The sequence below is a fragment of the Methyloversatilis universalis EHg5 genome, assembly GCF_000378945.1.
Taxonomy (GTDB): Bacteria; Pseudomonadota; Gammaproteobacteria; order Burkholderiales; family Rhodocyclaceae; genus Methyloversatilis; species Methyloversatilis universalis_A.
The window spans coordinates 951,814-975,194 of the sequence record NZ_KB900539.1 but is presented as its reverse complement, the minus strand read 5'-3'; the positions used below and the strand labels follow the sequence as shown (position 1 = coordinate 975,194).

Here is a 23,381-nt window from a genome sequence, read left to right as displayed (position 1 = left end):
CGGGCCGCTGCGCTCACTCGATGGTGAGCCGCGGCAGCCAGTGCGTCTTCGCGTCGCCGGGGCTCAGGTCGGCGTCGCGCAGCGGCCGGTTGCGGCGCTCGACCGGCACGCTGTCCGGCGTGATGAAAGGATCCATATCGACGTCGTGGGCTACGCCCTCGATGCGGCCGCCGACCACCTTCATCCGGTAATACACGCCGTTGAACGGATCGATGTGCAGCGAGGCCGGCGCGGTGCGCATGAACATGAGCGCGTATTCCAGCGGCACCAGATCGTCCGCGCTCACCACGGGCTCCTCGCGCGCGACCGCGAAATTGCACAGGCGCTGGCTCGGCCCGGTCAGGCAACGGAAGGGGCGCATCGCCAGAAAGTACTCCTCCAGCTTCGCATCCAGTACCACCGCGAAAGTCGAACGGCCGTCACCGCGCGGCGTAAACACCACCTGCCCCACCTGCACCCGTTCGCCGCCGGCATTCGACAGCACGATGGCGCGCGTGCCGGCGAGCGCCTCCGCCCGCGCCGCTACCGGCGCTGCCAGGGCCATCGCCACGCAGACCGCACTCATCAGTGTTTTCATCATCCCGCTCCCGGAAGGCAATGGAGGAACCCGACCACCGCACCGGTCGAAGGGCTGAACGCACACAGTATCGACCTGAACCCGCCGCCACGGTGACCGGCGTCGTCGACATTCAAAGAAGGGGCCTGATGGGCGTGCTGCTCGCCGCACCCATGCCGTCAACGCGGGCCAACGCAGATGCAGTCACGCGCTTGGGTCACGGGGGATGTGCTGCTGATGCGTCACACGATGACCGGAGCGGGCATCGGCGATCCGCCTGATTTCAGGTTGGGCGACTGCGCGCGGCCGAGGCGACATCCGCCGCCTCGGTCGGATCGGACCTGACGGCGGTCAGTAGCCGGCGGCCTTCACTGCGGCGAAGTGTTCGTCGTAGCGGAACACGAAGTCCTTGTCCTTCAGCGGTGTATGACAGCCACGACAGGTGTCGTACTTGGCTTCGCCATTCAGTTCGCCATTGCCCTTGAAGGCGGTGTAGATCCAGTTGCCATTGCGCTGGGCTTCCGGCACGTTGCTGCCCCAGCCGGTGTTCTTGCCCATCACGAACACCGCGGCCAGCTTGTCCTTCACCAGCTTGCCGTCGGCGCCCTTGACCGGCTTGCCGTCAGCGTCGAGCTTCACCGCCCAGTTCTCCATCACGAACACCGAGCCGTTCGGGAATCCCTTGTCGGCGGAGCCCTTCTTCGCATCCGTGTTCATGTAGATGTCGCGCACCTGCTTCGCGTCCTCGCGCTGCACTGCAGTCAGGAATTTCGGCCAGCTCCTGTAATCGCCAGGCAGGGACAGCTGACCGTCGTTCAGCTGGGCAACCGGCTTCGATTCCATCTGGCTGCAGCCCGCGATCAGCAGACCGAGAACGAGGGCGGGCAGTACAAGGGTTTTCATGGGGCTCACTCCTTTGTTCAGGTTGTTCACGGGATGCCACGATTCAGACTAGCCGTTCAAGCCGATCTTTTCGCGTCCCGGATACCTGTACTACGCGCGAGCTCCGTTTCCGGATGCAGCGGCCGAGAAATTCTTCTGCCGGCGGCGACGAACGCCTTCCAGCGACAGCAGCACCAGCCCGGTACCGATCAGCAGCATGCCGGTCAGTTCGTTGGCCCCCGGCCGCTCACCGAGCTGCAGAGCGGCGGCCACCACGCCGATCACCGGCGTCAGCAGCGACACCATGCTGGTGGTGCCGGCGGACAGCCGGCGCAGCGCGTACAGCCACAGCAGCCAGGCCAGCGCATTGGCCAGCAAGATATTGAAGCCGAGCGCGGCGATCAGCGACGGCGACCAGTTCGCCGGCCGTGCCGGCCAGAACAGCGCGAAGGCGACCAGCGGCAGCGAACCGATCAGCATCTGCCAGGCAGTCATGGACAGCAGATCGATGTCCGGCGCCCGCATCTGCAGGCGCTTGGCGACGATGACCGCCAGCGCCCACAGCGCGCCGGCCAGCGTGGCCAGCGTCATGCTGAACAGATCGCCACCAAGATGGGCCGGGTCGAGAATGAACAGCAGGCCGGCCAGCGTGGCTGCGGCCGACGGCCATTGCCAGCCGTGCAGCCGCTCGCCCAGCAGCGGCCAGGCGAACACCATGACCCAGAACGGCATGGTGTAGGTCAGCACCGCGGTCTTGCCGGCACCGCCGCTGACCAGCGCGATGATGATGAGACCGGTGAAACCGCAGGTCTGCAGCACGCCCATCAGCGCAACGGTCGGCAGGTGGCTGGGCCGGAACGGCCGGCGCAGCACCGCCATCAGCGCGAACAGGCTGAGCGCGCCACCCAGGGTGCGCCAGGCCCCGAACTGGAGGGCGTCCATGTCGGCCAGACCGACCTTCATGACCACCCAGTTGTAACCCCAGATCACGGCCAGCAGCCCGAGGGCAGCCACGGCACGCAGCGACGGCGAGCGGGTATTCATGCGCGTTCCTTCCGTTCCGGCTCAGTTCCGGCTCAGTTCCAGCTCAGTTCCAGATATGGGTCAGCGCGCGCCAGCTGCCATCCGGCTGCCGGCGATACACCACGGTGAGGTGACCGGAAAAGGTCTGCAGTTCGCCGTCGGCGTTCTTCGCCTGGGCGCTCCAGCGGCCGCGCTGGGTCGCGTACGCGTCGTCGCCGGCCACCGCGTGCTGTTCGATCCGGTGGTTGTGGATGCCGCTGGCAATGGCGCCGGCGAACAGCGCTTCGATCGCAGCCGGGCCCGCGGCAGCGTCGCCACCGGCTGGCAGCACCGCCGCTTCGGCATCGTACAGTGCAGCCACCGCAGCGGCGTCGCCCCGGTTGAAGGCGGCGTCCCAGCGGGTGTTGATGTCGGCAATCGTGGCCTGCAGCGTGTTCTGGCTCATGTCTGTCTCCTTGAAAGTGAGGGGTGAATCCAGGTTTTGATACGGAACCTAACTATTTCGGCAAATTTTTTCAGGCGAAGGCGTCGGCCGCGCCCCGCAGCGTGCCCAGCATGGATTTCAGCAGCACACGTTCGTCCTCGTTCAGGCCGGCCATCAGCGCACGCACGCGGCGGTAGTAATCCGGCATCACCGCGTCCAGCACCGCCTGCCCGGCCGGCAGCAGGCGCACCGTGATGCGGCGGCGGTCCGCCGCGTCATACACCCGCTGCACCAGCCCGTCGCGCTCCAGCCCGTCCAGCAGGCCGGTCATGGTGGCGCGGGTCACACCCGCCTTTTCCGCCAGCACCGAGGGCGACGATTCCAGCGTTTCCTCGCGGAACAGCAGGATGAGCACCCACCACCGGCCCTGCAGCAGACCATGCCGGGCCAGAAAGGCATCCAGCATCTGCGACAGTTCGGTCGCAGTGCGCAGCAGGGTCAGAAAGGTGCCGACCCCGCTGATGTCGGCGTCCGGATAGCGCTGCGCGAAACGTTGCAGCACTTCGGGGGTGGGCAGATCGCGTACGGTCAGCATGGTTAGGAAGATTATAGTTAGGATCCGTATTTGTCAACGGGGACTGGCAAGGAGCACCCGGGCTGGCTAGCATGAGACATTCCATCGCCATTGCCCGGACTTCGCCATGGACACACTGGATGCCATCGCCGCCGCTGCCGGCCTCGCCTGGGCCAGTGGCCTGCGCCTCTATGCCGTGGTGTTCCTGGCCGGACTGGCCGGCCGCATGGACTGGATCGAACTGCCGGGCGATCTGGACCTGCTGGAACATCCGCTGGTGATGGCCGCCGCCGGCTTCATGCTGTGCGTCGAATTCTTCGCCGACAAGGTGCCGGCGCTGGACAGTTTCTGGGACGCCGCCCACACCTTCATCCGCATTCCGGCCGGCGCCCTGCTCGCCGCCGGTGCGCTGGCCGATCAGGGGACGGCGGCAGTCCTCGCGGCCGCACTGCTTGGTGGCTCACTGACCGGTGCCACTCATCTGACCAAGGCCGGCAGCCGCATCGCCATCAACACCTCGCCGGAACCGGTGAGCAACGTGATCGCCTCGACCGGCGAGGACGGCATGGCGGTGGGCGGGCTGTGGCTGGCCTTCGCGCACCCGCTGGTCTTTCTTGCGCTGCTGGCGCTGGCGGTGCTCGGCATGCTGTGGCTGCTGCCCCGGGTATGGCGCTTTCTGACCGGGCTGTTGCACTGGGTGGCCGGCAAGCAGGCGCCCGGTTGACCTGCATCAGGCCGTCATGACCCGGCCAGCGCTTCAATGACGAAAACAAGCCCAAAGGGAGGGTGTCATGAAAGCGTGGTCCGATCTGATGACGACCGATTACGGTCTGATGAGTCTGGTGGTGATTGCCATCGTCATCTATATGAGTGTCTGGTTCTCGCGCTTCTTCAAGCGCCATATGGATGAAGATGCGGCCGCAGCGGCACGTGCCGAACAGCAGGCGGGCAAGCCGGGGGCCTGAACCGGCCCGCATCGACCGCTCAGCGGGTGAGCACCCGCCACACCAGTCCGACGCCGGCCACCAGCAGGTCGGCCACATCCAGCCCGCCGGTATCGCGGGCTGTTTCGATGCGCTGCTGCCGCTCGGCGCGCGCACGCGTACGTTCGCTCTCGACGATGGCGTCGGCCATCATCATCGGGTCACGCGTAGTGCGTTTCGCTTCTGCCTGCTGATAGCCCTTCAGGGCGTTCTCGACCGCATCCGGATCGAGCAGCGAAAAGGCGGAGCGACAGTGCGGGCAGGCGTGGTCCTTGCGGATATCGACCGGCGCACCGCAGCTGGTGCAGTAGATCGCCCCCACCCGCTTGGCCAGATCGGCGATTTCGGCGGCCGTCATCTGCCGCACGAAACCCTTCTCCACCATGAAGGACGAAAAGCTGCTGTAGCGGCCGTGCTTCTCCGGACAGCGGTAAGTCATGTAGCGACCGCTGCGCACCAGGTCGAAACCCTTGTCCAGCTTGCGGCTGCAGCGCGGGCAGGCCATCACGTTGGCGACCGGATGCTGCATTTCATCGCGGTGGGCGTGCAGCAGCTTGAACAGGTCGTTGACCGAGCCGGGCGACAGCTGAAGGTTCTCGAAGGTGTCGAACCAGATGCCCTGACAGCTCCAGCAGATGTCCAGCTCCATGTCGTCACCACCATGATTCCTGAAGCGGTGCGCCTTCATCGGCAGCCGGCAGGAGGGGCAGTGCGGAACGGTATTCAGCATGGTGGTCGGCGAAGCTCCGGAACGCGGCGGACGGGCACCTGCACCGTCCTCATCCGCCTTGTCAGCGGCATGCGGCGCGCAAGGTTTAGGGCCGCTGCGCCGAACGGGTCACCTTGACGCCTTCCGGCGCCGTGCGATGGAAGGTGACCGGCACTGCCTGCGCCTTCAGCACGTTCTTGCGGATGCGGCCGACCACGTGCATTTCGCACTTCTTGCAGTCGAAGCGCAGCGTGAGCTTGTCGTTGCCATTCATCAGCGTCATCGGCTCCGCCTTCACCATGCCGCGCAGGTCGTATTCCTTCAGTTCCTTCGGGCACAGGTTGTGGCTGAAGCGCAGGCAGTGCTTGGTGATCATCAGCGACACCTCGTCCAGTTCCTGATTCGCCTCGTAGGCATCGGCAATCAGTTCCACGCCGTGCCTGCGGTAGAAGGCGCGCGCCTTCTCGTTGGACACGTTGGCGAGATAGGACAGTTCGGTATCGGTGAAACGCACCGGCGGCTCCACCGGCACACCGGGCTGCGGCCGGGCGTGGGCGGCAATGCGCTTCACCTCCAGCAGCGCCACCGCGTCGCGGCGTAGGCCGTTCAGCGCCGACGCCGGCAGGAAGCGCGCTTCCGGCAGGTCGATCGCGATGTCGCCGGCTTCGAACAGCGTATTGCCCAGCTTGCCCAGGCTGTCGCGGATGCCGGCCAGCGCCCGTTCGGCGTCACGCGCAGGCTGCTTGTCGTGCGCCAGTTCGACGCGAGCGCTGACGCCGTCCTCGTCGGTCATGGTGAGCGCGAAGCCTTGAGCCGTTTCCGCAAAGTGCAGGTCGGCACGGATGCGACGGTCGGACGACTTCTTTTCCAGCGCGCGCTCGAAGGCCTGGTCGCGGTTGCGGAACAGCGTCATGCCCGGCTTCAGATCGTCCGGCATCACGTTCGGGTAGAGCTTGCGGCCCTGCACGACGTTGATGCGCAGCCCCATCAGTTCGCGGTGGCTGTCGTAATAGCTCAGGCCGTCGCCGTTGTGGATGTCCACCGCGGCATCGACCTCGATGTGGTCAGCGGCGACCTTGACCAGGGTGGCCGCCTCCTCGCCGACGAAGCTCGGCGATTCAAACGCCTCGATGCCGTGCTGGCGGCCGTTGGCGAAGTAATCGGTCGAGCCGCGGTTGAAGGTCTTTTCCGGCTGCGGCACGAAGGTGTAGGTGCAGCGTCCGCTGGCTGCGCGGCGGTAGCCTGGCAGGTCGGGCAGCAATTCGTTCAGCAGCGTGCTGTAGTGGGCGGTGATGTTCTTCACGTAGCCCAGATCCTTCAGCCGGCCCTCGATCTTGAACGAAGACACGCCGGCATCGATCAGCGCGCGCATGTTCGCCGACTGGTCGTTGTCCTTCATCGACAGCAGATGCTTGTCGTGCGCCACCACCCTGCCCTGCGCGTCGGTCAGCGTGTAGGGCAGGCGGCAGGCCTGCGAGCACTCGCCGCGGTTGGCGCTGCGGCCGGTGTGCGCGTGGCTGATGAAGCACTGACCGCTGAAGGCCACGCACAGCGCGCCATGCACGAAGTATTCGAGCGTACAGGAGGTATTCGCGGCGACCTTGCGCACGTCCTCCAGCGTCATTTCGCGCGCCAGCACGATCTGGGTGAAGCCCACGTCCTGCAGGAAGCGCGCCTTGGCCGCGTCGCGGATGTCGGTCTGCGTGCTGGCGTGCAGCTGGATCGGCGGCAGGTCCATTTCGAGCAGCGCCATGTCCTGCACGATGAGCGCATCGACGCCCGCGTCGTACAGCTGCCAGATCGCGCGGCGGGCCGGTTCCAGCTCGTCGTCGCGCAAGATCGTGTTGAAGGCGGTCAGCACCCGCGCGTGGTAGCGGTGCGCGTGGGCGCACAGGCGGGCGATGTCGGTGATGTCGTTGTCCGCCCCCTTGCGCGCACCGAAGGACGGACCGCCGATGTAAACGGCGTCAGCGCCGTGGTTGATGGCCTCGATGCCGAAATCGGCGTTCTTGGCGGGCGCGAGCAGTTCGAGGATGTGGCGGTCGGAAGTCATGGGTACGGCGGACGCTTCAAAACGCGGATTATCCGCGAGCGCGCCACAAATGAAAAACCGGCCCGCAGGCCGGTCCGGTGGCGCGGCCCGGATCAGGTCCGGCGGCGAGCCGATACACCGACCAGCAGCAGGCCGCCGGCCAGCAGCGCCCAGGTGCCGGGTTCCGGCACCGGCGCCGGAATGGTCGCCTGCAGGCTGGCCACCTGCCAGCCGATGTCGTCCAGCGCAGCCCAGTCGAGATCGGTCATGTAGCGACGCGTACCGGGCGGGATGAAGGGCGACAGCAGCGGCACCTGCCCGGCGCCGTTCACATGGCCGGTCAGCGTGGAGGCGAAATGGGCATCCGAGCCGTCGCTGCGCAGCGCGGGTGCGATGCCGCCATTGATCGAGGTCGCCAGCGTACCGGTGAAGGTGTCGCCCACCACCTGGGCGAACCAGCTGTCGGCTGTGCCGATGCCCAGCACGTGGGCGGTTTCGTGAACCGCCACCGTGTACAGGTCGAACTGGCCGCCGAAGCTTTCGACCGTACTCAGATCGCTGTCGGCATACCAGCTGATCTGCGAACCGAAAGTGATGGTGCCGCCCCAGGGTGCGAAATCGGTGGCCGGATTGAACAGCGCGCCCGGCTGGCCGCGGGATTCCACTTGATTGACGAAAGCCTGGCTGCCGCCCAGCGAGTGGAAGCCGGGGCCGCCCACACCCAGGGTCTGGCCGCCAAAGTCATAGGCGCCGACGAAAATGCGGATCTGGTCGGCCGGTACGGTGAGGTTGTCCACAACGATCGAACTGTTCAGCGGATCGAGCGGGTTGTAGATGCGCGCGACGAACAGTTCGTCCGGGCCGGGCTGGATGGCGCTCAGACTGTCAGTCAGGTTGTCGCTGAACAGACGGGCCACGCCATCGAGCACCGCTCGCCGCTCGGTGGTGAAGAAACCGGCGCTGTCGTAACGGTAGTCGAACACGATGTCTACAGCCTGTACCGGAGCGGCACACAGGATGCAGCCAAGCGCTGCGACGGCAAAATAAGGCTTCATGGGAATCTCCGTAAGCGGGCGGCCGGATCGTTCTGCGCCCGTTGCTGCAGTAAGTTGTACTCTATCCGTTCATGAGCACGTCGTATATGCGGAAGGTTCCACCTCATGCAAGCGGACAACTGCCCCCGCTCACAGGCAACGCCGGCCATCGCGTCGAGCGCGCACAAGTCGCCGCACATGGCTGACCGCAGGGCGCCGCCGTCGGGTGCCACCGGCGCGCTGGCACGCCTGGTGCTGGACGACGATCCCAGACAGCAGATCCGCATCGCACGCAGCCTGACCTCGATGCTGATGTATGTAGTCTGTCTCGGCATTGCCGAGTACTGCCTGCAGCAAGACATGGCCGACCGTACCGCAACACGGCTACTGCAATGCAGCATGATCGGGTGGATGGCCGTTGTCTATGGCACCCTGCGCAGCGGACTGAACCTGCGCTTCGCCGATCCGTCACTGACCTTCATCCAGATCATGGCAGCCGGCGGCTGCATCACGATCGCCTACGCGATCTTCGCGCCGGTGCGCGGCGCACTGCTGATGCTGCTCGCGCTCACGCTGGTGTTCGGCATCTTCAACCTCGACCGTCTGGGCCGCCGCATCTATAACAGCTGTGTCGTGATCGGCAGCGGTCTGACCATGTTCACACTGTCCCATTTCAGTCCGGCCACCCATCCGCCTGAGGTGGAGACGGTGCACTTCGTGCTGACCGCCACCATACTGCCCATCATGGGCATGCTGAGCGACCAGCTGCGCGCCATCCGGTCAAGGCTGCACGCTCAGCGCGACGAACTTGAAGCGGCACTCGCCCGCATCCACGAACTGGCCACGGTGGACGAACTGACCCAGCTGCCGAACCGCCGGCACGCCGGAGAACTGTTCGCGCACATGACCCGGCATGCAGAACGGAAAGGCTCACCGCTCACCGTATGCATGCTGGATCTCGATCACTTCAAGCGCATCAATGACAGCTTCGGCCACAGCGCCGGCGATGCGGTGCTTGTCCGTTTCGCGGAGACGGCATCCGCGTCGCTGCGAGACTCGGATGTGATCGCCCGCTGGGGCGGAGAGGAGTTTCTGGTACTGCTGCCGGACAGCGATGCCCGTCAGGCCGACCTGACGCTGATGCGCGTACGCGAAGCGCTGGCCGGACAGCGCCTGCTGGCCAATGCAGAGGGTGGCACCGTCACCTTCTCCGCCGGCCTCGCCCAGATGCGCGCGGGGGAATCCCCTGAGCAGGCGCTGGAGCGCGCGGACTTCGCGCTCTATCGCGCGAAGTCCGAAGGACGCAACCGCAGCGTGATCAGCGGCTGATCGGCTTGTAGCGGATACGCTTGGGCTTGGCCGCCTCTTCACCCAGACGCTTCTTCTTGTCGGCTTCGTATTCCTGGTAATTGCCGTTAAAGAAGGTCCATTGCGAATCGCCTTCCGCCGCCAGGATGTGGGTGGCGATGCGGTCGAGGAACCAGCGGTCGTGCGAGGTCACCAGCACGCAGCCGGAGAACTCGAGCAGCGCGTCTTCCAGCGCGCGCAGCGTTTCCACGTCGAGGTCGTTCGACGGTTCGTCGAGCAGCAGCACGTTGCCGCCGGAAATCAGCGTCTTGGCCAGATGCAGGCGGCCGCGTTCGCCGCCGGACAGGTTGCCGACGATCTTCTGCTGGTCGCCGCCCTTGAAATTGAAGCGGCCGATGTAGGCGCGGCTGGGCATTTCGAAGCGCCCCACGGTCAGGATGTCGGCGCCGTCGGACACTGCCTCGAACACCGTCTTGGAGGCGTCCAGCCCGTCGCGGGTCTGGTCGACCGCGGCGATCTTGACCGTCGGCCCGACCACGATTTCACCCGAATCCGGCGTGTCCTTACCCTGGATCATCCGGAACAGCGTCGATTTGCCGGCGCCGTTCGGGCCGATCACGCCGACGATGGCGCCCGGCGGAATGGTGAAGCTGAGGTTGTCGATCAGCAGACGGTCGCCGAAGCCCTTGGACACGTTGTGGAATTCGATCACCTTGTCGCCCAGACGCTCGCCCGGCGGGATGAAGATTTCGTGCGTCTCGTTGCGCTTCTGGTATTCGACGCTGCTCATTTCCTCGTAGCGGGCCAGACGCGCCTTGCTCTTGGCCTGTCGCGCCTTCGGATTGCCGCGCACCCACTCCAGTTCGGTCGCCAGCGCCTTCTGCCGGGCGGATTCCTGCGACTCTTCCTGACGCAGGCGCTCGCCCTTCTGGTCCAGCCAGCTGGAGTAGTTGCCCTTCCACGGAATGCCGTGGCCGCGGTCCAGTTCGAGAATCCACTCGGCCGCGTTGTCGAGGAAGTAGCGATCGTGGGTCACCGCCACCACGGTGCCCGGGAAGCGCACCAGGAACTGTTCCAGCCACTCGACCGATTCGGCGTCCAGGTGGTTGGTCGGCTCATCCAGCAGCAGCATGTCCGGCTTGGACAGCAGCAGCTTGCACAGCGCCACGCGGCGCTTCTCGCCACCGGACAGCGGGCCGATCTTCGCCTCCCAGGGCGGCAGACGCAGCGCGTCGGCGGCGATTTCCATCTGCGTCTCGACGTCCGAGCCGGCCGCGGCCAGCACCGCCTCGTACTTCGCCTGTTCCTCCGCCAGCTTGTCGAAATCGGCGTCCGGCTCGGCGTAGGCGGCGTAGATCTGTTCCAGCTTCTGGCGCGCCTCGACGATTTCGCCCAGCGCCGATTCGACTTCCTCGCGCACCGTCTTGTCCGGATCCAGTTCCGGTTCCTGCGGCAGATAGCCGATGCGCACGCCCGGCTGGTGCTGGACCTCACCGTCGTACTCACGGTCGGCGTTGGCCATGATGCGCAGCACCGTGGACTTGCCCGAACCGTTCAGGCCGAGCAGACCGATCTTGGCGCCCGGGAAGAAGGACAGGGAAATGTCCTTGATGATGGTGCGCTTGGGAGGAACCACCTTGCTCACGCGGAGCATGGACATGACGTATTGAGCCATTTTGCCTAGTGCACTGACGAAGAAAACGCGCAAGTATATGCGCCGGGAGGTTGAAAGCCGATCCGGAAGGTGCAGCGCCGGCAGCCTTCAAGTACATTGTATTTTCCGTCGTAAAACGGCTAGTCGGAACAGAACCGGCGCCCGCTGCGCATATGCGCCCAGGTCGCCGGCCACCCACGCCCGGATCTCGCAGCTTCGATGCCCGACACGACACCAGACCCCCTCGGGGGAACGACCGCTGACCGCTCCGTGTGGCAGATCGTGCTGCCGGTGGTCGTGGCCATTGCGCTCGCGGTGGGCGCCTTTTCGCTGGTGTGGTCCGAGATCGGCCGCCGCCACCAGGAGCGGGTGACCGAAAGGCTGGATTTCGCAGCGCATGATGTCGCCCAGCAGATCGAACAGCGCATGCGGGCCTACCGGCAGGTGCTGCGCGGCGCCCGCGCGCTGTTCGACGCTTCCGACGAAGTCACCCGCGAGGACTGGCACGCCTACGTGTCGGCGCTGTCGCTGCAGCGTGACTTTCCCGGCATCCAGGGGGTGGGGTTCTCACGCTTCGTCCCGGCGGCCGAACTGAGTGCCCACGAACTGGAAATGCGCTCGACAGGGCACGGCGACTACCGCATCCGCCCGCCGGGCGAACGCCGCGAATTCAGCAGCATCGTCTACCTGGAACCGTTCGACTGGCGCAACCAGCGCGCCTTTTCCTTCGACATGATGTCGGAACCGGTGCGTCGCGAGGCCATGCAGCGTGCCCGGCTGAGCGGAGAGGCGGCGCTGACCGGCAAGGTGCGGCTGATACAGGAAACCGACCAGGACATACAGACCGGCGTGCTGCTCTATCTGCCGGCCTACCGTCACGGCATGCCGCTGGACACCGAAGTCCGGCGCAGCGAAGCGCTGATGGGCTGGGTATTCAGCCCGTTCCGGATGCGCGACCTGATGGAAGGCACGCTGGGGCGCTCGATGTCCGGCCTGCGCATGCGCATCTACGACGGCGAGGCCCGACCGGAGGCGCTGCTTTACGACAGCCATCCGGACGACCCGGAGCGCTACGACGCGCCGGAACACCGCCTCGAACGCGACATCGATGGCCGGCGCTGGCTGCTGGTGTTCGAACAGCGCGAGCTGGCCCCGTCCGAACTGGACCGCTGGCGTACCGAACTGGGGCTGGTCATCATGTTCGGCGCCCTGCTGGTCGCGCTCAGTGCCAGCCTGGGCGTCGCACGCCGGCGCGCCGCCCGGCTGGCAGCGGTCAGCCGCTCGCTGGCCCGCAGCGAATCGATGTATTCGACGCTGGTCAATCTGTCGGGAGAAGGCATCCTGTCGGTCGATGTCCGGCAGGCCATCGAATTCGCCAACCCGGCGCTGCACCGCATGCTCAATCTGGACAGCCGCGACGTGGTCGGCCTGCCGGCCGACGAGCTGGCGCAGGACGGCGGCCGCCACGCGGTGCAGGCCATGTTCACTGCACTGCTTGCAGGCGAGACGGTCAGGATGGAGCTGACGCTGAAGGCGCGCGACCGCGGCGACGTGACCGTGCTGGCGTCCGGCGTGCCGCGCATCGACAGCGACGGGCGCGTGACCGGGGCCATCGTCGTGATGGCCGACATCAGCGAACGCAAGGCGGACGAGGCGCGCATCGCCTGGCTCGCCACCCACGACAGCCTGACCGGGCTGCCCAACCGCTCGCTGCTGGCCGACCGGCTGAACCGCACCCTGGTGGCGGCACGGCGCTACGACACCCCGTTCTGCGTGCTGTTCATCGACCTCGATCACTTCAAGGACGTAAACGACCGGCTCGGCCACCAGGCGGGCGATCAGGTGCTGATCGAAGCCAGCCGCCGCATGCTGTCCTGCCTGCGTGCCGCCGACACGCTGGCCCGCCACGGCGGCGACGAATTCGTCGCGCTGCTGCCGGAGACCGGCAGCGTGGACGCCGCCTGCGCGGTCGCCGAGAAGATACGCGCGCGGCTCGGCGAACCTTTCATGGTCGATCGGGGCGACGCGCAGATTTCGGCCAGCATCGGCGTGGTGACCTGCCCGGAACAGGGCGAGGACTTCGACACCCTGCTCGCGCGTGCCGATGCCGCCATGTACGCCGCCAAGGCAGACGGACGGAATACCATCGCGGTCTGGAAGGAACAGGACGGCAAACAGGACTTCAGGGACCCCTCATGATCGGATCGATCGGCCTCATCGTCATCGGCGCACTGCTGCTGGCGTCCAATCTCAATCTTTTCTCGCTGCGCGAACTGGCGGAGCTGTTCGGCACCTGGTGGCCGGCACTGCTGATCGCCGCCGGGGTCGCCGGCCTCGCCAAACGCAAGTGAGCGATCCGACCGTCTGTCGCTGAGCGATACAGATTCCGGGGTTTCCTCCGTTATTCAGGCACTTGTTATCAGGAGTGCCCTCATGACCGGACTGAAAACACTGCGCGGCCGGCTGCTCGCCCTTGGCATCGTCGCGCTTGCCGGCCTGATGGCGGCCGGCGGCTTCGGCCTGCTGCAGCTCTACCGCCTCGACCGCGGCGTCGGTGAGGATCTGGGACGTCTGCAGCGCACGGTCGAGATCGGACTGGACGTGCAGAACGCCAGCATCGACTTCAAGACCCAGGTACAGGAATGGAAGAACATCCTGATCCGCGGCAACGATGTCGAGCAGTTCCAGCGCTACGCAAAGAGTTTCGAGAAGCACGCGCAGGAGGTGTCCGCCCGTCTGGCCGACCTCGACGGCCGCCTGCAGGCGGAAGGATCGCCGCGCGTCGCCGAGGTGAAAGCGCTCGCCGCCGCACACGCCGCGATGCAGGCGCGCTATTTGGCGGCCCTGAAGAACTTCGACCCGGCCGATCCCGAATCGGGCAAGAAGGTGGATCGTGCCGTGAAGGGCATAGACCGCAGCGCGACCGAGGCGATGACCGCGCTGACCCGGCTGATCGAGCAGGACGTGAAAGCGCTGGGAGACGACACGCGCGCCCGCACGAGCGCACTCTACCGCACTGGCCTGATCACGCTGGGCATCGCCATCGCAGTGCTTTCGCTGCTGCTGATCGTCGGCATCGTGCTGACGCTGCGTCGTCTGACCACCAGTCTGTCCTCGCTGCAGGGTGCGCTCGGACAGGCACGGGCCCGGATGGACCTTACGGTACGCGCGCCCGACAGCCGCGGCGACGAACTGTCGGCCGCCGGCGCGTCGATCAATGCGCTGTTCGCCGAGCTGCAGTCGACACTGAAATCGATGCGCGACAACGCGCAGCAGGTCGCCAGCCACTCCTCGTCCCTGCACGGCTCGGTCGACACGCTGGCCGGTGCCGTGGCACAGCAGAACGATTCGACCTCGAGCATGGCCGCGGCGGCCGAACAGCTCGCCGTCAGCGTGGCCCACGTCAGCGAAAGCGCCGGTCACGCACGCGACGTGTCGCGCAGCTCGCTCGAACGCGCCGACTTCGGTGGCGGCGTGATCGAAACGACCGCCTCCTCGATGCGCGACGCCGCGGTCGACGTCCAGGCGGCGGCCGGCGGCATGGAGGAACTGAGCAGGCAGGTGGAACAGATCGGGGACATCGCCGGCACCATCAAGGGCATCGCCGACCAGACCAATCTGCTGGCACTCAACGCGGCGATCGAAGCAGCACGCGCCGGCGAACAGGGCCGCGGTTTCGCGGTCGTGGCCGACGAGGTGCGCAAGCTGGCCGAGCGCACGACCGAAGCGACCAAGCAGATCGACGGTGTGGTGGGCAACGTCCAGTCGGTCACCGAACAGACGCGTAGCCGCATGCAGGAACTGGTGTCGCAGTTCGACCAGATCGGCCACTCGACACAGCAGGCGGCGCAGGCGATGGGCGACATCAAGAGCGAATCGCGTAATGCGGTGGGGGCAACCGATGAAATCTCGCGCGCGCTGCGCGAACAGACCAGTGCCAGCGAAAGCATCGCGCAGCAGGTGGAGCGCATCGCCGGCATGAGCGAGCACAACAGCGCGGCGGTACGTCAGGTGAGTCAGGCGGCCGACGCAATGAACGCGCTGTCGCAGTCGATGCGCCAGCGGCTGGAAACCTTCGTCGTCTGATCCGGTGGCACGGCCCGCTCACGCGGGCCGGCGCCCTCACTTGCGGCCGTAGGTGTCCTCAAAGCGGACGATGTCGTCCTCGCCCAGATAGCTGCCGGACTGCACCTCGATCATTTCCAGCGGCAGCTTGCCCGGGTTTTCCAGGCGGTGCGTGGTGCCCAGCGGAATGTAGGTGGACTGGTTTTCCGACAGCAGCAGCACGTTGTCGCCGCAGGTCACGCGGGCGGTGCCGCTGACCACGATCCAGTGCTCGGCGCGGTGGTGGTGCATCTGCAGCGACAGCGAGGCGCCCGGATTGACCACGATGCGCTTGACCTGGAAGCGCGGGCCGGCGTCGATCGAGTCGTAATAGCCCCACGGGCGATACACCTTGCGGTGGTTTTCCGCCTCAGGGCGCTTCTTCGCCTTCAGTTCGGTCACGATGCGCTTCACGTCCTGGGTGCGGTCCTTGGCCGCCACCATGACCGCGTCGCTGGTTTCGACCACCACCACGTCCTTCAGGCCGAGGCAGCTCACCATGCGGGTTTCGGCGAACACCAGACTGTCCGAAGTGTCCTGCAACAGCACGTCGCCGCGCGCGACGTTGCCGGCGGCGTCCTTGTCGGCCACCTGCCACAGCGCGTCCCAGGCGCCGACGTCGGACCAGCCGGCGTCCAGCGGCACCACCACGGCCGGCGCCAGGCGCGGCTCTCCGGCGGCCAGCGGTTCCATGATGGCGTAGTCGATCGAATCCGACGGGCAGGCGGCGAAGGCCGCCTTGTCAACGCGGTAGAAGTCGTGGTCGGCGGCGCCGCCTTCGTAGGCGGCACGGCTGGCGGCCTCGATGTCCGGTCGGAAACGCTTCAGCAGTTCCAGGGCGACGCCGGCCTTCATCATGAAGATGCCGGCATTCCAGAGGTAATCGCCGCTTTCCAGGTAGGCAGCCGCGGTCGGCGCGTCCGGCTTCTCGACGAAGCGGTCCAGCGTGCGCGCCGGGCTGCCGGCCAGCGCCGCACCCACCTTGATATAGCCGTAGCCGGTTTCCGGCCGGTCCGGCGTGATGCCGAAGGTCACCACCGCGCCCTGCTCCGCCTGGGCCGCGCCGATGGCCACCGCATCGCGGAAGGCCGGGGTGTCGCGGATCACGTGGTCGGACGGCATGACCAGCAGCACGGTGTCCGGCCCGGCCGCGGCCAGAGCGGCCAGCGCCAGCGCCGGCGCGGTATTGCGGCCCACCGGTTCGAGCAGCAGCGCGGCCGGATGCACGCCGATCTGGCGCAGCTGTTCGGCGGTCAGGAAGCGGTATTCCTCGTTGCACACCACCAGCGGCGGCGCCAGTTCGATGCCCGGCGCACCGGCGCGCAGCGCGGTGTCCTGCAACAGCGTATTTTCGCCGTCCAGCGGCAGCAGCTGCTTCGGATAACGCTCGCGCGACAGGGGCCACAGGCGGGTACCGGAACCGCCGCACAGGATGACGGGCTGCAGGGACATGACGCTTACCTGAAAAGAATCGGAAGCGCCCGAGTCTACGCGAGCACCGCACTGCTTCTGCGATAAATCCGTTACAGCCTTTGCGTGTTGCCCGGTTTCAGGCCAGCCAGCGCTCCATCTGATGGACCGGCGCATTGCGCAGCCGCCACAGCTGGGGGTTGTCGCGCTCGGCACGCTGGTTCCCTTCGACTACCGCGACCGGCGTACGGTCGAGAATGCACAGCCGGCGGCTGATGCAGTCGGCCCGCCACTGGGCATTGGCGGTGCGGCCGCGCTCCTCGACCGCGATGCGGGTGAGCGCGAATTCGTCCTGCGGCATCTCCCGCTCGATGCGGCGCCTGATCGCGGCGTGCGCCTTGTCCAGGCTGCCCTGCTGCACGCACAGGTCGTACAGCGCGGCCAGACAGCGGAAATTGCGTATCGGTATCGGCCGCACGCCCTTCAGCCAGGCCAGCGCCACCACCAGCTTGCGGCCATAGGTGTCGTAGGCGTAGCGCAGCCATTCGGCACGGAACACCGGTTCGCGGCCCACCGCCTGCAACGCGGCAGTCCACGCCGGATCGAAGCGGGCTTTCTGCGGGCCGCGGCTCAGCGCATCGGCCCAGCGCACCTGGGCGGCCCGCGACGGCATTTTCAGCATGCGCTGCCAGGCATCCCACAGATCGCCGAAGCAGGCACGCAGCCGCGCCTCATCGCGGGCGGCGAAGCGGCGGAACAGTTCCTGCAGCGTGCCGGTGCCCAGATTCACCTGCAGCGGCCCGAAGGACAGGCCGGCGCCATCGAAATTGCCGGTGACCTGCAGATAGGGATCACCGCTTGTTTCGAAGGCGGCGGTGACCGCGATCGCCAGTTCCAGTGCGCGCTCGGCCGGCAGCGGTGGCAGCGCGGCCGGATCCGGCAGTTCGACATACACCCGGTCAGCACGCCGCTCGGCCCGGGCCAGCCCGCCCTCGCGCACCACGCGCTGCGCCGCCGCCAGCAGTGCCGCGGGGTCGGCAGCCTTCAGCCACGCGAACAGGCCATCACGACCGCTGCCCAGGCCCGCCACCGGCGCAAAGCCGGCGATGCTCACGCCCTGCCCGAGCGCGTCGCGCACCGACTGCACCGCGGCCACCAGTTCGCGATGCACCCGCACCGAGCCGTCCAGCCGCGCGTATTCCGCCACCGAAAAGTTGGGCGTCACCGCCGCCCGCGCCGGACCGCCCACCAGCCAGTCACCGTCGTACTTCAGGCCCTTTGCCATCACCACCTCCTCATGCGCCGAGCGCGGCGCGTATCTTCTTCAGCCCGGCGCGCAGCACCCCGGTATCGATCAGGAAGTCGAGGTGGTCGAGCACGGATGCGTGCTCACGTGCGCTGCCGCCGCGCGCGAAGGCGGCGCGATAGGCGTCGGCGATGTCCGCCTGTTCCTGCGCCGCCAGCCGGCCATCGAGCAGCGCACCGAGCAGCAGGCTGTCGCCGACCACCGCGGTACTCCAGAAGTCCGGATTCGGGTGCGCGGCGGCCAGGTCCCGCGCCCGCGCGCACCCGGCACGCACCGCATCGGCCGCCTCCGGCGGCAAGGGCTGTCCGGCGAGACGCGCGTGCAGCAGCCGGGCGGTCCACAGGTTGAGAAAGGCGTAGCTGTCTACCGTCGGCCCTGGCGTGCGCTCGGCCTGTTCCAGTGCGCGGCCGTAGTGCAGGGCCATCGCATCGAGCGCCGCCAGGCGGTCATCGCCCTGCTGCATCCAGGCCAGCCGCTTGCAGGCGCTGCCGGTGAGCGCGCTGCGGCGGGCTGACGGCGTCAGCAGTTCGAGATCGGCGATGGCACGCCGGATGTCGTCTACCGGCGCGCGAGCCCGGCTGCGCTGGGCACGCGCCAGCGCCCAGGCGTCATCGGCGGCACGCACCCTGAAGTTGGCCGACAGTTCCAGCACCCGCAGCGGGCAGTCGCCATCGTCGGATGCGCGCGCGCGGTCCAGCCAGGGCGCGGCCGCGGCATACAGACCCGCTTCGCCCAGATACAGGCCGATGGCGGCGGCGATGTCGGCGCGCGCCAGCCAGTCATCCCGCACCACTGCCGGCATCCGCTGCAGGCAGCCGTCCAGCCAGCCCTGCGCATCGCCGGCGGTGCCGGTGCCGAGCGCGCTGGTGCGGTTGTCCAGTTCGGCCACCAGTTCCGACGGCGTGGTGAAGGGCGGCGGTGCGCTGTCGCGGTGCATCGGGCCGGTCGGATCGAGCCGGTAGTCAGGGTCGCCGTAGCACTGGTAGGCGCCCCAGGTATTGACCCGCGGATGACGGCTCCAGGTCGCTTCGCGCGCCAGCCTGACCGCGTCGCCGAAGCCGCGACCTTCCAGCAGCGCGCCGTACAGCGTTTCGGCGAAGCAGCGGGCCGCCGCGTCATCCACCGCCCAGCCGGCCGCCACCACCGCGCGCACGCCCATGCGGATGAACTGCATCGCCAGATTGGCGGCCAGACGGTTGAATTCCGGCAGTTCGGACGACTCTGTGCCGCGCGCGCCGGTGGCCCCCAGATGGCAGCAGTTGATGAACACCAGCTCGGGCACGAAGCGCATCTGTTCGACGTCGCCCGGGGTCAGGAACCAGCCGTCGCCGATCACCATGCCGGACACGCTGCGCGCCTGGCCGCCACCGGCCGCCGGCAGTGCGTACTCATGCACGCCGTGGCCGGCCAGATGCAGGATGCGCCAGGCATCCTGGTGCAGCGCCGCCATGATGGCGCGGCCCTCGGCCTGCACCAGTTCGGTCACCGCACAGCCGCCGGTGGACAGCACCGCGGCCACGGCACGCGCTTCGGCCGCGGCCTCGGGCAGCGCGGCAAAATCGCGGCCGAGTGGCGCCGGGTCGCCGATCACCAGCGCGCTGGCGCGGGTCGCCCCCTGCGGCCGCTCGCGATACTGCGCGGTACGCAGCTGGCGCAGCATGCCGGAGGCCACCGCCGGCGGCTGCTGGCCGCCCTGCCACCGATCTTCCAGCAGCTCCCACGGGTAGCGGCCGGACACTTCGTCCACCAGCAGCACCAGGCTGCGCCGTTCCGGCGCGAGCTGTTTCATGCGGTGCGGCAGCAGCATTTCGAACAACGTGCGCGCGGTGTCGGCATCGGCCGCGCACGAGCGGCAGGCCTGCCGCACGAAGGCATCGACCTGCTGCAGCTGGCCGCCGACCAGACTGATTTCGGCGCGTGCGCGATCGGTCAGCGCGATGAAGCGCAACTCGTCGAGGCGCGCGTCATGGGTGATTTCAAGCCGGTGCCACCAGCTCGCGTCCTCATCGAAACTGACCCGGCGGCGACCGCCATGGCCGCGACCCAGCACCTGCTCCGGCCACGCGAAGTCGGCTGCCAGCGCGCCGCCCGCCACATCGCGCAGCGCGCCCGCAGCCTGAATGGCGATGTCTTCGTACAGCTCGATGAATTCGACCTCGGCGATATCGACCCGGCCGGCCAGCGCACCATCGCGCAGCGCGCGCCGTGCGTCGGCCACCCCGCGCAGGATGGATTCGACCGAATCGCGCACCCGCATGCCGCCGGCGCCGGTGCCGATCAGCAAGGTCGACACGCACAGCGTACGGGTGGCATCGGCCGGGCCGAAGCGGTCGTCCGGCCACTCGATCACCTGCAGCGCAAAATCGAGCAGCGCACGACGCACGCCGTCCTGCAGCAGGCCGGGGCTCAGTTCGCCGACCTCGCCCAGACCGATCACGATGGCGCCCTGCGGGTGCTGGTGCATTGCACGCGGAATGAATACGCCGTGGGTGCCGGCGGCGCCCGGGTAGCGCCCCAGCTGCTGGCTGCGCGACAGCGCCCCGCTCATCCGGCGGTCCATGCTCGCCTCGGCGCTGACGATGGTGTCGCCGGCGTAGTGCCCCACCATGACCGGGTGCCGGGCGTAACTGAGTTCGCAGTGACGGATGCGCACCGCCACCGGCGACCGCGCGTCCTCAGGCTGCGCCTGCGGCGGCGTGCTGCCGCCGAAACCGAACAGTGCCAGTTCGCCCGGCTGCGGAATGCCATCGGCCGGCGGCACCGGCCGCAGCAGGAAATCCGCCCCGTCGGCTCCGGCGGCGCGCGCGCCGGCCGGCGGGCTGGAGGGCAGACGACGGGTGGTGCCGGTCATCAGCAGTTCGAGATAGCCCTCGAACGCCCGGGTCTGCGCGCACAGGAAGTCGTGCGCGGTGTCTTCGGCGTACCACACCGGCACGCCGGGCAGCGCACCGGACGCCCAGCTCACCGTGCCATCGCCGCGCGCGGTGGCGACGAAATCGATGCGGCTGCGGCCGAGCGGCCACGGGTCGTCCTCGCCGCTCACCTGATAGCCCACGACGGTGGCGGGCTGGCAGCCGGCTACGTAGCAGGTGAGGCGGGCATCCACCGGCATGGTGCGCAGCCTGTTCCAGGTGTCGCGGGCAGTCTTCAGCGTGGCGGCGTCGGCGGTGCGCCAGGCCGCGCCCAACTGACGGCGCAGCGCGGTCCACAGACCGGCATCGGCAAAATCGGGGTCGCTGTCGGCAAAGGGCAGCAGTTCGAGCAGGCCAGGATAGGTACGCACCAGACCGATGATGTCGGTGGTGCTCTGGGTGAAATCGAGCAGCGCCAGGCGCGCCTGTGTCGGGTTATGCCCGGTCAGCCAGCGCACCGCCTCGTGCGAACCGGCATTGGGCGTACCGAGCATCAGGAAGCGGCTGCCGGGCAAGCGGGCGATACGCGCCCACACCGCAGCGCCGCGACCGCCGTCGGCCATCAGCGCACGCACCACCAGACCGCCCATCGAATGGGCCACGATGTGCACCGGCTGGTGTTCGGCTTCGGCGCGGGCCACCAGCGCTTCCAGCCGCTCGGCCAGCCGGGCAGCGGCGGCGCGCACCGACTGCCGCCAGTCGTAGGCGAAGACGTCGACACGGTGGGTGCGCGCGAGGAACTCGACCAGCGGGCCGTAGAACTGATCGACCAGACCGCCCGGCTCCACCTGCGCCGCGCCCATGTCCAGCCGCCGCAGGCCGCCCTTGAACAGCGCGAAGTAGTCGAGCCACACCGGGTCGCCGCCCACGCTCAGTTCGCTGCCCATGGTGCCCGGCAGCACCAGCGCGAACGGCCGCGGCTCGGCGGCGGTCTGGCTGCGCGCGACAGCACCGCGCCAGCGCGGTGCTTCATGCTGCGCGCGGGCGATGGGCAGGAAACCGCCGTCATCGCTGTCGGCGCGCAGCAGGCCGGAGGCCAGCCAGCGCACGCTCTGCGGATTGACGAAATAGCGGAAGTGATTCACCTGCGCACCGGCGTCGCGCCGGAAACGGGCACCGCCCGCCGGCCGGTTCAGGCCGCCGGTCATCGAGCCGGTGTTCACCACCAGATCGTGGTCGGCGCCGTAGAACCAGTCGGTGGCCAGCAGCTTGATCTTCTGCCACAGCGTATCGCCCTCGACATCGCCGGCGATCACGCTCAGGTCGGCCGTGGTGCTCAGTTCGGCGTGGTTGAGCAGACGGGTGAGCGCAGAGCCCGGCATCATCGCCTCAGCACCGGGCAGCGTGCGCGGGTCGGTACGTTCCTTCACCACGGCGAGCAGGAAATCCACCGCGTCGCCGAACAGGCCGTGACCGGACAGGAAATCGAGCACCGACAGCCAGCGGTCCAGCCGGCCGGAGGCGAGCGTGGTGCCACGCGCCGGGCAGGCCACCCGCACGAAGCGCCGCACGCGACACTGCCGCGCCTTCAGTTCAGCCAGCAGCGTGGCCAGCTGTGCGCGGTCCGCCTGATAGGCGGCGTGGCGCGCCGCTTCGGCCGCGGCGTCCAGCGGCCCGAGGCCGATCTGCTCCGACAGCGTGCGGTCAGCGGCGAACAGCGCGTCCAGCCGGCCCTCGACCGCATCGAGGTTCGTGCACTCGCCCAGGCACAGCAGTTCGCCGACCAGCCCGCCGCGCGAATGGCTCACCAGATGCAGTTCCGCCCCTTTGGGCAGGCGACGTGCCAGCGCCAGTGCATTGGTGATCGGGCTTTCGGTCAGCGTACGGTGCTCCAGCGCGAACACGCGCTCGCCATAGCGCGCGGCCAGCCGGCTGCGCAGCGCCGCACCCTCGCGATTGTCCGCCGCCCACAGCCCGCCGAAACTGCCTTCGCAACTGGAGCCGGTACCATGCAGGAACACCAGCAGCGGCCCGGCCCCGGCCGGCAGCGCGTCACCCGCCGGCAGTGGCGTGAGCGCAAAGCGGTCGAGCGCGCAGCGGTACAGGCCGGGTGCGCGCGCCAGACACTTTTCCTCGAAGCCGCGCCCAAGCGCTGCAGCGGCCTGTTTCTTCAGATCGATGCCGAAGAAATCCAGCACCTTGATGCCCAGCCCGAGCAGTCCACGCTCGCCTCCTGCCATCGGTGCCGACAGCGCATCCAGCGCCCAGCCGGCCCCGCCATCGCGGGCCACGGTGCGCCGGCCGTGCTCGCGCACCAGATCGTCAGCGCGGCTCCACAGCACGAAACCGTTATCCAGTTCGATGCGCACCACATCGTCGGCCGGCGCTTCGAAATCGCCCGCCGCGGCGTCGCGTGCGCTGCCCGGATGCAGGCGACGGGCGTGGCTCACGGTCAGCGAGGTCGGCAGCGCCGGCGCCGGGGTAGCCGGCGCGGTGGCACGAATGCGCAGCAGGGGGGGCGTCATGGGGT

18 protein-coding genes are annotated in these 23,381 nt (G+C 67.9%); 6 read left to right on the top strand and 12 right to left on the bottom strand.

Going from position 1 to position 23,381, the window contains the following annotated elements; genetic code table 11:
- Positions 1–13: 13 nt before the first annotated feature.
- The 5 genes from METUNV2_RS0104440 to METUNV2_RS0104420 all read right to left on the bottom strand — a co-directional run bounded on the left by METUNV2_RS0104440 (position 14) and on the right by METUNV2_RS0104420 (position 3,480).
- Positions 14–577, bottom strand: a complete 564-nt coding sequence (locus METUNV2_RS0104440; RefSeq protein ID WP_232415608.1) for a hypothetical protein — start codon at positions 575–577, stop codon at positions 14–16.
- Between the two features lie 330 nt (positions 578–907).
- Complete coding sequence (locus METUNV2_RS0104435) at positions 908–1,459, bottom strand: cytochrome P460 family protein (protein ID WP_018228290.1); 552 nt, start codon at positions 1,457–1,459, stop codon at positions 908–910.
- A 90-nt stretch (positions 1,460–1,549) separates the two neighbouring features.
- Entirely contained in the window at positions 1,550–2,482 is a 933-nt protein-coding gene (locus METUNV2_RS0104430; RefSeq protein WP_018228289.1) for a DMT family transporter, read from the bottom strand.
- A gap of 43 nt (positions 2,483–2,525) precedes the next feature.
- Positions 2,526–2,906 (bottom strand): YybH family protein, encoded by a 381-nt coding sequence (locus METUNV2_RS0104425; RefSeq protein ID WP_018228288.1) that lies wholly within the window; start codon positions 2,904–2,906, stop codon positions 2,526–2,528.
- A gap of 70 nt (positions 2,907–2,976) precedes the next feature.
- Complete coding sequence (locus METUNV2_RS0104420; RefSeq protein ID WP_018228287.1) at positions 2,977–3,480, bottom strand: MarR family winged helix-turn-helix transcriptional regulator; 504 nt, start codon at positions 3,478–3,480, stop codon at positions 2,977–2,979.
- 106 nt (positions 3,481–3,586) lie between these two features.
- Here METUNV2_RS0104420 and METUNV2_RS0104415 point away from each other — a divergent pair, with 106 nt between their 5' ends.
- A complete protein-coding gene (locus tag METUNV2_RS0104415) occupies positions 3,587–4,183 on the top strand; it encodes a DUF4126 domain-containing protein (protein ID WP_018228286.1) in 597 nt (198 codons plus the stop codon).
- A gap of 67 nt (positions 4,184–4,250) precedes the next feature.
- Positions 4,251–4,424: a DUF3149 domain-containing protein gene (locus tag METUNV2_RS19470; protein WP_018228285.1), complete on the top strand. Its 174-nt coding sequence runs from the start codon at positions 4,251–4,253 to the stop codon at positions 4,422–4,424.
- Between the two features lie 19 nt (positions 4,425–4,443).
- Here METUNV2_RS19470 and METUNV2_RS0104405 read toward each other — a convergent pair whose 3' ends face one another.
- From METUNV2_RS0104405 to METUNV2_RS0104395, 3 genes are all read right to left on the bottom strand, one after another.
- Complete coding sequence (locus METUNV2_RS0104405) at positions 4,444–5,172, bottom strand: TFIIB-type zinc ribbon-containing protein (protein WP_018228284.1); 729 nt, start codon at positions 5,170–5,172, stop codon at positions 4,444–4,446.
- A gap of 85 nt (positions 5,173–5,257) precedes the next feature.
- Entirely contained in the window at positions 5,258–7,204 is a 1,947-nt protein-coding gene (locus tag METUNV2_RS0104400; protein WP_018228283.1) for a peptidase U32 family protein, read from the bottom strand.
- A gap of 92 nt (positions 7,205–7,296) precedes the next feature.
- A complete protein-coding gene (locus METUNV2_RS0104395) occupies positions 7,297–8,238 on the bottom strand; it encodes a PEP-CTERM sorting domain-containing protein (RefSeq protein ID WP_018228282.1) in 942 nt (313 codons plus the stop codon).
- Positions 8,239–8,415: 177 nt separating this feature from the next.
- On the opposite strand from METUNV2_RS0104395, the gene METUNV2_RS0104390 reads away from it, so the two are divergent.
- Entirely contained in the window at positions 8,416–9,546 is a 1,131-nt protein-coding gene (locus tag METUNV2_RS0104390; protein WP_036271280.1) for a GGDEF domain-containing protein, read from the top strand.
- Here the strand turns inward: METUNV2_RS0104390 and ettA are convergent.
- A complete protein-coding gene (ettA, locus tag METUNV2_RS0104385) occupies positions 9,536–11,200 on the bottom strand; it encodes an energy-dependent translational throttle protein EttA (RefSeq protein ID WP_026187860.1) in 1,665 nt (554 codons plus the stop codon). The two genes, METUNV2_RS0104390 and ettA, sit on opposite strands and share 11 nt — an antisense overlap.
- A gap of 249 nt (positions 11,201–11,449) precedes the next feature.
- On the opposite strand from ettA, the gene METUNV2_RS0104380 reads away from it, so the two are divergent.
- From METUNV2_RS0104380 to METUNV2_RS0104370, 3 genes are all read left to right on the top strand, one after another.
- Complete coding sequence (locus METUNV2_RS0104380; protein WP_018228279.1) at positions 11,450–13,378, top strand: CHASE domain-containing protein; 1,929 nt, start codon at positions 11,450–11,452, stop codon at positions 13,376–13,378.
- A complete protein-coding gene (locus METUNV2_RS19965; RefSeq protein ID WP_008057652.1) occupies positions 13,375–13,530 on the top strand; it encodes a LiaI-LiaF-like domain-containing protein in 156 nt (51 codons plus the stop codon). Before METUNV2_RS0104380 ends, METUNV2_RS19965 begins: the two co-directional genes overlap by 4 nt.
- A gap of 82 nt (positions 13,531–13,612) precedes the next feature.
- Entirely contained in the window at positions 13,613–15,265 is a 1,653-nt protein-coding gene (locus METUNV2_RS0104370) for a methyl-accepting chemotaxis protein (RefSeq protein WP_018228278.1), read from the top strand.
- A 36-nt stretch (positions 15,266–15,301) separates the two neighbouring features.
- Here the strand turns inward: METUNV2_RS0104370 and METUNV2_RS0104365 are convergent, their stop codons facing one another.
- From METUNV2_RS0104365 to METUNV2_RS0104355, 3 genes are all read right to left on the bottom strand, one after another.
- Positions 15,302–16,735, bottom strand: coding sequence for a mannose-1-phosphate guanylyltransferase/mannose-6-phosphate isomerase (locus tag METUNV2_RS0104365; protein ID WP_018228277.1), 1,434 nt, complete (start codon positions 16,733–16,735; stop codon positions 15,302–15,304).
- A 97-nt stretch (positions 16,736–16,832) separates the two neighbouring features.
- The gene (locus METUNV2_RS0104360) at positions 16,833–17,978 is read right to left on the bottom strand and encodes a hypothetical protein (protein ID WP_018228276.1); all 1,146 of its coding nucleotides are present in this window, start codon (positions 17,976–17,978) and stop codon (positions 16,833–16,835) included.
- A gap of 10 nt (positions 17,979–17,988) precedes the next feature.
- The gene (locus METUNV2_RS0104355) at positions 17,989–23,376 is read right to left on the bottom strand and encodes a DUF7379 domain-containing protein (RefSeq protein ID WP_018228275.1); all 5,388 of its coding nucleotides are present in this window, start codon (positions 23,374–23,376) and stop codon (positions 17,989–17,991) included.
- Positions 23,377–23,381 lie beyond the last annotated feature (5 nt).